Here is a 12,338-nt window from a genome sequence, read left to right as displayed (position 1 = left end):
CGGTCTCCGGCTTGGCCGCCCAGCATACATTGGCGCGCACCACCACCTTCGCGCCGTCCCGGATGAACGAGCGCAGTCCACCGACGGCATCAATCGCCTCTTTCAGCATGTCATAGACGACGCGCACCGCATCTTCGCCGTAATCCCCCGGCGTACCTGGGATGACGTCGCGATGTGCGACATACACCTTGGGTTTTTCCATCACATCATCTCCCTTTCCGCCGGCCGGCTCTGCCGCTCACGGCACGACGACCACCCGGCCGAGGATCTCCCCTCTCCGCAGGGCCTCCAGCGCCTCGTTGACCTCCTCCAGCCGATAGCGGTTGGTGATGGCGCCGCGAATCTTGCCCTCCTCCATCAGCCGGATCACCTCCACCAGGTCCTGCTTGGTGTTCGCCCGACTGCCCACGATGCGCTTCTCCGACAGCACAATGTCCGCCGAATCCGCCGTGAAGGGCTTGTCCGGCGCATACCCCACCAGGGTCAATACTCCGCCCCGACGCAGGAAGCGCAGATCGGCGGCAATCGTTTCCGGCAGGCCAACGAACTCCAGCACCGCATGGGCGCCCAGACCGTCGGTCAGTTCTTTCACCCGAGAGACCACATCTTCCTGGCGCGAATGGATGGTGACGTCCGCGCCCCACTGCCGGGCGAACTCCAGCTTGTCCTCCGCCACGTCTACGGCGACGACCCTGGCGCCGGCCAGTTTCAACAACTGAATGGCATGCACGCCCAACCCGCCGGCGCCGACCACTACCACCGTCTGGCCAATTTTCACCTCGGCGCGCCGGCACACCGCATGCCAGATGGTGGCGATGCAGTCCGCCAACAGAGCGACCTGTTCAAAGGGCACATGCGGCGCCACGCGGAACAGGTTGCGCGCCGGCACCTTGAAGTATTCGGCGAAGCCGCCGTTCAGCTCAAACCCTGGCCGGCCCACCAGATTCACGCACAGCGATTCATTGCCCGTGCGGCAGAACTCGCACTGACCGCAGGTCACGTACAGGGCCAGCGCCACATGATCCCCGACTTTCACGTTCGTCACCCGCGAGCCGATTTCCACGACCACGCCGGCCGGCTCATGCCCCATGATGAGGGGGGTGGGAATGCCGGCGAGCTTCCCGCCGGATATCTTCAGGTCCGTCCCGCACAACCCACAGGCATGCACCTGCACCAGGGCTTCCTCATCACCGATCTCGGGAACCGGCACCTCCCGGAGCTGTAAGGGCTTACCGAATTCCTCCAACACCATGGCACGCATCATTTTGGCAGGCATCGCTGTTCACCTCATGCTGGGGAAAATACGGATGGATCGAGCTTCAACAACCGCAGGGCATTCTCGCCCAGGATTTTCCGCTGGACCTCTTCCGCAAGGCCGGCGGAGCGGACGAATTCCACGGGCTGTTGGGGTCCCATGTCAAAGGGATAGTCCGACGCTAGGACCACATGTTCGGGGCCGAAACACTGCACCAGGTACTCCAGCGCCGGCCCATAGTGGGTGATCGTATCATAGTACAGCATGCGCATGTACTCGCTGGGCGGTCGGGCAATTTTGGCCCTGGGTTCATTCCGCATCCAAAATCCATGGTCGAACCGCCCCATGATATAGGGCGCGGCGCCGCCGCCGTGCGCAAAGCACAGCTTTAGCCTGGGGAAGCGATCCAGCAGGCCCGAGAACACCACATCGGCGATACAGCGGGCCGTCTCAATGGGATTCCCCACCAAGTTGATCAGGTAATATGGGCCGAGCCGGTCCTTCCCGATGGGGTCTTCAGGGTGCACGAACACGAAGACATCGAGCGCCTCCACCGCCTCCCAGAAGGGCCAGAACCGTTCCTCGCCCAGATAGGCGCCCAGCACATTGGAACCGACCTCGACCGCCGGCATCTTCAGCTCTTGCACCACCCGCTCCAATTCCCTGACCGCCAGCCGCACATCCTGCAGGGGCACGATACCCATGCCAACCAGCCGGCGCGGATACTGCGCCACCGCTTGGGCGATGGCATCGTTCTGCACCTGACAAGCATACAGGCCGGCCTGCGGGTTCAAATAGTAAAAGAACAGGAACGGCGACGGCGATACCGCCATCACATCCACCTGCGTGGCGTCGAGATTCTCGATAATTTTCGGCCACTCGACGATTTCCTTGGGGATCGGCCCGTTGACGAAGTAATCGTTGCGGACAAAGACCCGGCCGGCGGAGTCCCGGACGACTTCAGGCCGCCAGCCCTCCGGATGCGCGTCCGAGCGCAGGATCTCCTGCACCACCACATGACCATGGACATCGATATTCAAAGCACAGCCTCCTCAGCGGAATAACCTATTCTGTCGTGCGCAGAACGCTGGACTGTTGGAGCAACAGCACCAGGAACATCAGCCCACCCAGCACGGCCCAGGGGAGAAATCCCATGCCGTATGAATGGGTACCCTCCAGCACATACCCATAGACCACGGGCAGGACGAAGGCCAGGATGCTCGCCGGCGTCAGGATGAAGCTCAGCCGGCGGCCGGTCATGCCGCCCGGGAACGAGCGGCCGGCCAGCGCGAAAATAGCGCCGAAGGGCAGATTCACCGCCAGCACCGCCAGGGCCAGGCCGGCCACCGCCGGCCACAACGACCCCCACAGCACCATCAGGGCAAAGGTGACCACCACGCCGGCGGTTGCCCACATCACCAGCCGCTTCTCGCCGACCAGGCCGGCCAGGTAGCCCCCGCCCATGCGGCTCAGGAACGCGCAGGTTGTCAACCCTGTGGAAACAGCCGTGGCCAGCGCCACATCAGCACCATACGCCCCGCGCAAATACTTCACCAACCACGACACTAGCGAGAGGTAGAAGCCGAAGGTCATGGCATGGGCCAGACAGAACCACCAGCTCCGCCGGTCCCGCAGGATTTCCCGCCAGGGGATATGGGTGGTCGGTGAGAAATCCCGCGCCAGCGGGTGCAGTCCCCACCAGACGATGCCGGTGGCGACGATGAGCAGTGCGGCAACGATGCCGTAGGTGCCGGCCCAACCCAGGCCGGCCAACCCCGCCGGCAGTGACAGCATCGCCATGACAATGCCGACATGATTCATGCCGCCGTATAACCCCTGGCGAAATGACTGCCGCGGGCCGCCGCCCGTATGCTGGCCCACCAACTGCAGGCCGGCCAGGAAACCCAGACCGGAGCCAATGCCCATGATCAGACGGGCGATCAGCAGTACACCAAAACTCGCCGCCATCACCTGCACCAGGGAGCCAAGGGTCAGCACGCTGAACGCCGTGCCCAACACCTTCCACAAGCCCCAGCGGTCAATGAACTCCCCGCCGATCAACAGGAGCACTGAATGGCTCAGGAGCATGGCGGAGAGCACCCAGCCCACCTGGGCGGCAGAAAGGCCCAGCCGGCGTTCTGCCACCCCGATGACCGGTGCCACATTGGACAGCAGAAACCCGACGAAAAAGCTGGTCAGACAGGCAACGAACAGGGCAAATCCCGGCGTGAGCCGCCTTTCAGCGGCGGCAGTGTGCGTCCCTGGCATACGGTGTGATCCGCAAGAATACGATCGAGTGCTTCCGCACCGCGGAAGTTCATCCAGCAACCAGCCCACATAAAAGGGAACGTGACTCCCACCCCAGGCGGTGTTGCCGGCATGATGAGGGGCGGGAGTCGCGTAACCCGCTACGCCAGGACACGATCCACAATATTGAGGAACTCGTCCACGGTCAGCAGACGCTTCTTCTGCATGGACTCGCTCTTCAACTGCATCAGGATTTCCGTCATCTGCTCTTCCGTGGCCTCGCGGCCCAGGTCGTTCAGCCAGATGCGGATGGAATCGAGGCCGCTGTTCTTGCCCAGCACGACCTTCGGTTCCTGCTGGCCGACGAATTCTGGCCGGAAGGGGAAGACCTCGGTCAGATGCTCATCGCCGCAGTTCTTCACCCAACTGGCGATGATGCCCGACTCGACGCTGAAGAGCAGGTCGCCGACGATGGGCTTGTTGGTGGGCACCTTCTGCCCGGACAGTTTTTCGACCAGTTTGGCCAGCGGATAAAGCTTGCTGTAGTCAATGCCCAGGTCGATGTTGTACATCGTGCGCAGGGCCATGACGATTTCCTCCATGGGAGCATTGCCGGCGCGCTCGCCAATGCCCAGCACCGTGCTGTGCACCACCTCCGCGCCCTCGCTCAACGCCAGGATGGTATTGGCCACCCCCATGCCGAAATCGCTGTGGAAATGGGTTTCCAGCGGCTTGTTCACCCGTTTCTTGGCCTCGCGCACCATATAGCGCACCGCATGCGGCCCCAACACACCGAAGGTATCCACCAGGGCCAGTGCATCCATGTGCCCTTCCTTGGCCACCCGTTCGATGAGGTTCAAGTACCAGGACATCTCGGCGCGCGAGGAGTCGATGGGGAAAAAGACCACGTACAGGCCCTGCTCCTTGGCGTACTGCGTGGCCTCGATGGACAGGTCAATGGCCTTCTCCAGCGACCAGCGGTAGGCATACTTGATGATGTGCTCGCTGGAAGGGATCTCGGTGACGATGCCTTTCACGCCGGTGTCCACGGCGCGCTTGACATCCTCTTTCATACAGCGGGCGAAGGCAAAGATCTCGGGGCCGAGGTTGCGCTTGACGATCTCTTTAATCGCTTCCGCGTCGGCCGGCGAAACCGCCGGCATGCCGGCCTCGATGCGATGCACGCCGGCCTCGGCCAGAGCCTCTGCGATACGAATCTTGTCATCCTTGGTGAACTCGATGCCGGCCTGCTGTTCGCCATCGCGCAGGGTAATATCATGAATCTTGATCTGTTTGGCGAAATTCAGCTCTTTTGTCACCTCCGGAAGGTAATTCCAGGGGCTGACGAACCAGTTTCGGGTCATCCAGGGTGTGTCTGTCATGTCCAGTTCCTCCATGTCGCGATGTCGGTCGAAGCTGTCAGCACTACTTCAATTTGTTGAGCACGTCCTTATTCACCAGGTTGAGCGGCATCTCACCCTTCAGCACGCGCACCACTTCCGCTACGGCCTTGGTCTGCAACTCAACCAGCGATTCTTCGCTGTAGAACCCGGTATGCGGGGTCAGGACAACATTCTCGAGTTTCAGGAGTTCCGAATCGGGCGGCGGTGGTTCGTTCTCCACCACGTCCAGGCCGGCGCCGGCGATCCAGCCCTCCTTCAGCGCCTGCACCAGGGCGGATTCCTTCACTAACGGCCCTCGAGAGGTGTTCACCAGGATGGCCGTCCTCTTCATCTTCCGCAGGGTATCCTCGTTAAACATCCAGCGGGTCTCTTCGGTCAGCGGGGCATGGATCGAGACGACGTCCGACTCCCGCAGGAGCGTGTCCATATCCACGAGCCTGACGCCCATGGATTCGGCCGCCTGCGCCGGCACATAGGGGTCAAACGCCATCACGGAGAAGCCGAACGACTGCGCCTTTGGCACCAGGGCGCGGGGGATCTTCCCGAACCCGACCAGGCCCAGCTTTTGCCCCCGCAGACGATACATGGGGACAGTGGCCTTCATGCTCCATTGGCCGCGCTTCACCATGGCGTCGGAGAAGCAGATCTTGCGGGCGACGGCCAGGATGAGCGCCATGGCGTGGTCGGATACCTCGTCCACGCAGTAATCGGGGACGTTGGTGACCATGATGCCGGCTTCCGTGGCCGCCTTGAGATCTATCGTATCCACCCCGATACCGTAGCGGGCGATGATTTTGCACTTCTTGAGGGACTGAATCACCTGGGCGGGCATTTTGGCATAGCAGTTCAGCACGGCATCTGCATCGCTTGCCAGCGCGATGATTTCCTCCGGCGTCTTGCACTGAGCCGGCCGCAGTTCGGCATCAATTTCCTGCAGTGCCTTGCGCTCCGGCTCCAAATTGGGAAACACCCAATCGGTCACAGCAACAATATAGCGAGCCATGACTCATGCTCCTGAGGAGTGAATATTGTATCCACACGGCCTCATTTAAGGAGGCGCCTGGCCCGCGGACCAGGCGCCTCCTGAACAGGCCGGCCCATTACCGGCGCATAGCCTCTTCCATGTGCTCCATCATGGTGAACACGACTGGACCGTCCTTGGTGACCAAGACGTTCTCTTCCAACCGCACGGTCTGCTGGAGCCCGGGGTGGCCGGCGAAGGTCTCCACCGCGAAGTACATGTTCTCCTTGATCTCGGCCGGATACTGGAGCGAGTAGGCGCGGGAGATCCACATGCCCTCGTACAGCGTCAGGCCGATGCTGTGGGCGAACTGCTGGAGCGTCACGGTGCCGTACTTGTCATCGTCGTAGACGGGGAAGACGGACGCGACGTCGGCGGTGGTGTTGCCGGGCCGCAGTTTCTCGATGGCCGCGTACATGGAGTCATAGACTTCATGGTACAGGCTGATTTCCTGTGGTGTCATCTTGCCGGCGCACTTGAAACAGCGCACGAAGTCAACGAAGTAGCCGGAGGGGCCCACCGCGTTGATGTCCACGATGACCAGGTCGCCGGCGCGGATCATCTTGTCGGTCGCCCAGCGGCGGTACGGGCTGGTGTTGCCGCCGGAGGCCACGATGATGTCATAGATGATCTCACAGCCCTGCGACAGCATGAACTCATGGACTTTTGCCTCGATCTCGCGCTCGCGCACGCCGGGCTTCAGCCACTCGTACTTGATCTTCCACATGGCCGCATCACCAATGGCCGAGGCCTGCTTGAGCAGTTCGATCTCGTCGGGGGTCTTGATGACGCGGGCCTGGGACATCGCCGGCCAGGCGCTCACCAGATTGATACCGCGCTCCTGGAAGGCCTGGAGGGCGTGCATGTCCACGTTGTCGATGCCGATACGCTCTTTGTGAACGCCGTACTCCTTCAGCACCTCGATGACGCTGTCGGCCATGCGGCCGGCCATGTACGGGATCGCGCCTTCCGCCCACTTCCAGGTGATGGCCGGGCGGATGCGGCCTTCCATCCAGGGCAGGTCAATCTTGGCGCACTGGAGGTCGGAGCCGGCGGTCTCGAAGAGGATCGGCTCGCCGCCGTTGGGCAGGACGCAGTAGCGGATGTCAATGTTGTACTTCCAGTTGCCCTGGTAACTGCCCGTGACGTAGCGGATGTTGGCGCCGGCGAAGAGCACCAGAGCGCCCAGGTCGTGCGCGTTCATCGCCTCTTTGGCGCGCTGGAGCCGGTCCCTGCGCAGGCGCTCGAAATCCACCCGCTGTTGCCAATCCGCACCGGTCTGGCTGTACAAACGGCGCGGGTCGGTATGATGAGGTTTGCCGATGAAACTGATGTCCATTGCTCAACTCCTTTCTGTAAGATATGCTGGTGAACCCGACCGGGGAATCCGGCCGGCAAGTACCCCCTTGTTGGAACGTCGTCCGTCACACGCCCAGGTAGCGCTTTTTGATCTCGGGGCGGGCATTCAGGTCCGCCGGCGTGCCCTCGTACACCACTTGTCCCTTTTCGATGATGTACACGTCATCCGCCACCGCCATAGCCAGCCCAAAGTTCTGCTCCACGAGGAACATGGACAGTCCTTGGTGTTTCAGCACGATCAACTGGTCGCGCAATTGCTGGACCAGCACCGGCGCCAGACCTTCAGAAGGCTCGTCCATGATGAGCAGGCTGGGGTTGGACATCAGGGCCCGCGCGATGGCCAACATCTGCTGTTCGCCGCCGCTGAGCTGGTTGCCGCGGTTCTTACGCCGCCTCTCCAGGGCGGGGAATAGCTCGAACACTCGGTTCAGGTCCCACCTGATACCGTTGTTTCCCTTCGCCTGGCCCTCGCGTGCGGCGATCATCAGGTTCTCCACCACCGTCAGGGACGGGAAAATGCGCCGGCCCTGCGGCACCAGCCCCAAGCCCTTGGACGCAATGTAAAAGGAGGGTTTGCCCAACAGTTCCTCGCCGTTATAGCGGACACTGCCGGCCCGTACCTCTGGTGGAGTCATCCCCATGATGGAGCGGATCAGGCTGGTCTTGCCCATGCCGTTGCGACCCAGCATGGCCACCACCTTGCCATCGGGCACTTTCATCGAGATGCCCTGCAGCACATGTGCACCACCATAATAGCTGTGGATATTCTCGACCTCGAGCACGATTTATTCCCCTCCCAGGTAGATCTGCTGTACCATATCATTAGCGCGGATGCAGTCCGGCGCCTCATCCGCGATGCATTCCCCAAAGTGAAGACATGCCACCTGGTCGACCAGACCCAACGCCAGGTCCATGTCATGCTCGATGAGCACCAGCGTCAGCGATTTCGGAAGCCGGCGGATCAGGTTGGCGATGGTGACGCGCTCCGCCGGCGAGAGACCCGCGGCCGGCTCGTCCAGCAACAGCACCTTGGGATCACTGGCCATGGCCAGAGCAATCTCGAGCTGGCGCTGGTCGCCGTAGGACAGCTCCCTCGCCTTAACCTTGACCTTATCGCTGATGCCCAGGTTTTCCATCAGCTCGTGCGCCTTCTCTTGCACATCGCGATGCCGGCGCAGTGGGCGGAACATGTCGAATTTCAACGGACGCAGCCCCTGGATCGCCAAGATGACGTTTTCCTCGACCGTCAATTCGGGGAAGATACGGGTGATCTGATACGTGCGGCCCATGCCCAGCGCAATGCGCTTGTGCATCGGCAGGCGGGTGATATCCCGCCCGAAGAACAGGATTTTCCCCGAGGTCACCGGGAACTGGCCGGTGATGAGGTTAAACAGGGTGGTTTTGCCGGCGCCGTTGGGGCCGATGATGGCGCGCCGCTCCCCGGCCCGGACCTTCAGCGAGACATTGTTCACCGCACGCAGGCCGCCAAAGTCTTTCGTCACATTGATCAGTTCCAAGGCGAGCGGTGCATCGCTCGTCGCACACACTTCAGTGGACATGTTACCTCCCTATCCGCCGGGGAGGGCCTTGGCCGGCCCTCCCCGGTCCAGGTTCTCTAGCAGTGTAAGATCACGGCCAGTTCTCGCCCAGGTAGTCGCGGCTATACACCGGCTGTTTCAGGAACTCTTCCGGGTTGTACTTGTAGAACTGGGAGACGTTGGGCCACGTCTCAACGACAACGTTCCACAGCTTGCCGTCGGCGCGCTTCTCGACCTTGCGCAGATAAACGTTGAAGACGGTTCCGCCGTACTCATCCAATTTGACCGGGCCCATCGGTGTATCCTCAAAGGAGATCTCGCGCACCGCCTTCAGCAGGGCTTCGCTGTCCTCGACGTTGCCGTTAATCTTCTGGATGGCGGCATCGAGCCAGCGCGCGGCCGTGTACATATCCGCGGCATAGTAGGACGGGATCAGGCCGTAGCGCTTCTCAAAGGCCTCGACGAAGGCCTTGGTCTCAGGAGAGTCGCGCCCCTCGGCGAAGTGGCCGGAGGTGATGATGCCGATCGCCTCATCACCCATGCCGCGCAGGTTAGACTGGTCGGTCAGCGTCTGGTTGCCCAGGAGCGGATACTTCTTGTCATAGCCCAGATCGCTCCAGGCCTTGACGAGGCGCACCGAATCACCACCGGTCTGCTCGGTGAAGACCACATCCGGCTTGTAGTTATCAATCTGCGCCAGGAACGGGCTGAAGTCCATGTTGCCCAGCGGATGCCAGATCGCCGCCAGCAGTTTGCCGCCGTTGTCGGTAAAGGTGTTCACGAAGCCGCCGACCGACTCATGGCCGAAGGCGTAGTCCTCCGCGATGGTCACCACCGTCTTGTAGCCCTGCTTGGCCGCCCACTCGCCCAATGGATGGTTGGTGGAGCTGGAGCTCCAGCCAGCGATGCGCACCACGTTCGGCAGGCGCCGGCGCTGGGTCAGGTCGTCCGCGGCGATGACCGGGACGAAGTAGGGGGTGCCGGTATCCGCCACATACTCGGCGATCGCCAGACCAACGCTCGCCACCAGGCCGCCCACCAGGAAGTGCACCTGGCGCTGTTCGACCAGCAGACGTGCCTTGGTCAGGCCGGTGTCGGGGTTGCCGGCGGTATCCTCGACGTACAGCTCAATGGGCCGGCCGGCGGACTGCATGCCGTGCTCTTCCCAGTACATCTGGAAGGCGTTGATCATATCCTGCCCGCTGGCGGCGGTGTTGCCGGTTTGCGGAGCCAGGACGCCGATTTTGATGGGTTCCTTCGATGCAGGTGCCTGCGTGGGCGCCTGGGTCGCCGGCGCCTGGGTCGGAGCTTGCGTGGGCGCCTGGGTCGCCGGCGCCGGCGTGGCCGCGGGCTGGGCACAGCCGGCCAGCAGTGCCACGAGAACCAGTACAGCCAGTACGATCTGGAGCTTTTGCCTCATCATGATGCCTCCTCCTGACTCAGAGTGTGAATCGCTTTCAGGATTGAGATTCCGTGCCTACGCGTACCTCGCCTTCTGCTCCCACCTCCTTTCTAGCCGATGCCTCCACGGTTTCTACTACACCAGCCGATACCTTCTTGCGTTGCTCCCACCAGGCACTCAGGGTGCCGATGATGCCCTTGGGAGCCAGCAGGACCGTCAACACGAAGATAGTACCCATGATAATGGGCCAGCGCGCAGTGTAGAGGCTGATCATATTGCGGCCGACGATGATGATCAGCGAACCCAGGAGCGGCCCAAAGAATGTGCCCACGCCGCCCAGCACCATCATCAGGACACTCTCTGAGGAAACCGAGAGCTGGACCGTGGAGGGGCTGACGAAGCGGTTGTAGTAGGCGTACAGGCCGCCGGCGATGCCGGCGAAGAACGCTGACCACATGTACCCCAGGAACTTATGCACCTGCACGTTATAGCCCAGGGCGGCCATGCGCGGCTCGCATTCCCGGATGCCCCGCAGGGTCAGGCCGAAAGAAGAGTTCAGCACCCGCCACATCAAGTATACGGTCAACACGAAGACGACGAGCACAATGTAGTAGTACTGCCAGCCCTTGGTAAACAGCTCCGGGCGAGTGATGCCGCGAATGCCGTTCTCGGCGCCGGTAACCTTCGCCCAGCGGTACGCCAGGCCCCAGACCACCATACCCTCGGCATAGGTGATCATCAGGAAATAGATGCCGGTGGCACGGATGGCAACCCCGCCGAAGATAGCGCCTACCGCCAGGGTCAGCAAGATGCCGGCCAGGAACGCCACATAGTGATTCACTCCCATGCGCGTCACCAGATAGCCGACGGTGTAGGCGCTGATGCCGAACAGGCCGGCGTGCCCCAGCGACACCAGACCGCCGTAGCCACCCAAGAAGTTCACGCTCATGGCCAACAGGCCGTAGATCAACACTTCCGTGGCAATGCTGATCCAGAAGGTGGGCAGGACCTGCGGCACCAGAGCCGCCGCAATCAACAGCAGGACAATAACACCGTATTTCCACCAGGATGACATGACTTATTCCCTCCCAAACAGTCCCCGGGGTCGAACTGCGAGCATAATGGCCATGGGGGCAAAGACGGTGAAGTAGGATATTTCGGGGAACAAGGCTTTGCCGAAGGTATCCACCAGACCGACAAAGAGACTGCCCACAATGGCTCCAGGAAGACTGCCAAGTCCGCCGATGATGACCACCACCAGGCCGTAGGTGAGGATTTCGGCATCCACGCCCGGATAGAGTGCCAGGACGGCGCTTCCGGCGACACCGGAAAGGCCAGCCAGGGCGGCGCCCATGAAGAAGACCATGGTAAAGATCTGCTTGATGTTGATGCCCAATGCGGCCACCATCTCGGCGTCATCCACGCCGGCGCGCACGATCGCACCCAGACGCGTCCTTTCCTGCAGGAGCCACAGCGCGATGGCGATCAACACAGCCATAAACACGACGAACAGGCGGAACCACGGATAGGTCACAGGGCCAATCTCCACCGTGCCGGCGAGGAACTTGGGGGGAGGAAGCGTGCGGGGGTTGCCGCCAAAAATGGCTAGACAGCCATCCGCAATGATAAAGGAAAGGCCAACCGTCAACAGCACCTCGGGAAGGATCTTACCGCGCACAAAGCGGAGCAAGAAGCGTTCGATGACGACGCCGAAGATCGCTACTCCCAGGGCCGCTGAAAGGATGGCCAGCCAAAAGTTGCCCGTGGCCACCAAAACAGTGATGCCAATGTAACCGCCCAGGAGGTAGAAGCCGCCGTGCGCCAGGTTCATGATGCGCATCAGGCCGAAGATAAAGGTGAAGCCGCTTGCCAGTAAGAACAAGAGGGAAGCAAAGGTGATGCCGTTCAGGACCTGCAAGCTGATGAACGTGGGTGACACCTACATTCCTCCTTATCCCGTAATTCGGCTCAGTGTACACTTCGCCGCTTGCACACGCCTCATCCCCCTGAAAGCGTTTATTGACTCGATGAACTTCCACGATGCGCATCGTCGGAGGCAATGTGTGCTCTCAGCGCACCATCGGCGGCTTAGGAGGCAGTGGAGGGAGGATAC

The 12,338-nt window shown here is 61.6% G+C and carries 12 protein-coding genes; all 12 read right to left on the bottom strand.

All coding sequences use genetic code 11. The annotated features are described in order from the left end of the window. A partial coding sequence (locus H5T60_05395; protein MBC7241862.1) for a hypothetical protein occupies positions 1-202 on the bottom strand: 202 nt, incomplete at its 3' end. 36 nt (positions 203-238) lie between these two features. Beyond that, the gene (locus H5T60_05390) at positions 239-1,276 is read right to left on the bottom strand and encodes an alcohol dehydrogenase catalytic domain-containing protein (GenBank protein ID MBC7241861.1); all 1,038 of its coding nucleotides are present in this window, start codon (positions 1,274-1,276) and stop codon (positions 239-241) included. Between the two features lie 11 nt (positions 1,277-1,287). After that, positions 1,288-2,295: an amidohydrolase gene (locus H5T60_05385; protein ID MBC7241860.1), complete on the bottom strand. Its 1,008-nt coding sequence runs from the start codon at positions 2,293-2,295 to the stop codon at positions 1,288-1,290. A gap of 25 nt (positions 2,296-2,320) precedes the next feature. Further along, positions 2,321-3,523, bottom strand: coding sequence for an MFS transporter (locus tag H5T60_05380; protein MBC7241859.1), 1,203 nt, complete (start codon positions 3,521-3,523; stop codon positions 2,321-2,323). 140 nt (positions 3,524-3,663) lie between these two features. Then, a complete protein-coding gene (locus H5T60_05375) occupies positions 3,664-4,884 on the bottom strand; it encodes a pyruvate carboxyltransferase (protein MBC7241858.1) in 1,221 nt (406 codons plus the stop codon). A gap of 43 nt (positions 4,885-4,927) precedes the next feature. After that, positions 4,928-5,908, bottom strand: coding sequence for a C-terminal binding protein (locus tag H5T60_05370; GenBank protein ID MBC7241857.1), 981 nt, complete (start codon positions 5,906-5,908; stop codon positions 4,928-4,930). Between the two features lie 97 nt (positions 5,909-6,005). After that, the gene (locus H5T60_05365; GenBank protein MBC7241856.1) at positions 6,006-7,265 is read right to left on the bottom strand and encodes an aminopeptidase P family protein; all 1,260 of its coding nucleotides are present in this window, start codon (positions 7,263-7,265) and stop codon (positions 6,006-6,008) included. 85 nt (positions 7,266-7,350) lie between these two features. Continuing rightward, positions 7,351-8,067, bottom strand: coding sequence for an ABC transporter ATP-binding protein (locus H5T60_05360; protein MBC7241855.1), 717 nt, complete (start codon positions 8,065-8,067; stop codon positions 7,351-7,353). 3 nt (positions 8,068-8,070) lie between these two features. Continuing rightward, a complete protein-coding gene (locus H5T60_05355) occupies positions 8,071-8,844 on the bottom strand; it encodes an ABC transporter ATP-binding protein (protein ID MBC7241854.1) in 774 nt (257 codons plus the stop codon). 70 nt (positions 8,845-8,914) lie between these two features. Next, complete coding sequence (locus tag H5T60_05350) at positions 8,915-10,246, bottom strand: ABC transporter substrate-binding protein (GenBank protein MBC7241853.1); 1,332 nt, start codon at positions 10,244-10,246, stop codon at positions 8,915-8,917. Between the two features lie 34 nt (positions 10,247-10,280). Then, positions 10,281-11,300 (bottom strand): branched-chain amino acid ABC transporter permease, encoded by a 1,020-nt coding sequence (locus tag H5T60_05345; protein MBC7241852.1) that lies wholly within the window; start codon positions 11,298-11,300, stop codon positions 10,281-10,283. Positions 11,301-11,303: 3 nt separating this feature from the next. Next, positions 11,304-12,164: a branched-chain amino acid ABC transporter permease gene (locus tag H5T60_05340; GenBank protein MBC7241851.1), complete on the bottom strand. Its 861-nt coding sequence runs from the start codon at positions 12,162-12,164 to the stop codon at positions 11,304-11,306. Positions 12,165-12,338: the final 174 nt, after the last annotated feature.

This window comes from Anaerolineae bacterium (assembly GCA_014360855.1).
GTDB lineage: Bacteria > Chloroflexota > Anaerolineae > JACIWP01 > JACIWP01 > JACIWP01.
This window is presented reverse-complemented; position numbering and strand designations above follow the sequence as displayed.

Excerpts from the sequence above, each read along its gene's own strand:
- H5T60_05355 (MBC7241854.1), bottom strand. The coding sequence starts at position 8,844 with ATGTCCACTGAAGTGTGTGCGACGAGCGATGCACCGCTCGCCTTGGAA.
- H5T60_05365 (MBC7241856.1), bottom strand. The coding sequence starts at position 7,265 with ATGGACATCAGTTTCATCGGCAAACCTCATCATACCGACCCGCGCCGT.
- H5T60_05375 (MBC7241858.1), bottom strand. The coding sequence starts at position 4,884 with ATGACAGACACACCCTGGATGACCCGAAACTGGTTCGTCAGCCCCTGG.
- H5T60_05390 (MBC7241861.1), bottom strand. The coding sequence starts at position 1,276 with ATGCCTGCCAAAATGATGCGTGCCATGGTGTTGGAGGAATTCGGTAAG.
- H5T60_05345 (MBC7241852.1), bottom strand. The coding sequence starts at position 11,300 with ATGTCATCCTGGTGGAAATACGGTGTTATTGTCCTGCTGTTGATTGCG.
- H5T60_05380 (MBC7241859.1), bottom strand. The coding sequence starts at position 3,523 with ATGCCAGGGACGCACACTGCCGCCGCTGAAAGGCGGCTCACGCCGGGA.
- H5T60_05350 (MBC7241853.1), bottom strand. The coding sequence starts at position 10,246 with ATGATGAGGCAAAAGCTCCAGATCGTACTGGCTGTACTGGTTCTCGTG.
- H5T60_05370 (MBC7241857.1), bottom strand. The coding sequence starts at position 5,908 with ATGGCTCGCTATATTGTTGCTGTGACCGATTGGGTGTTTCCCAATTTG.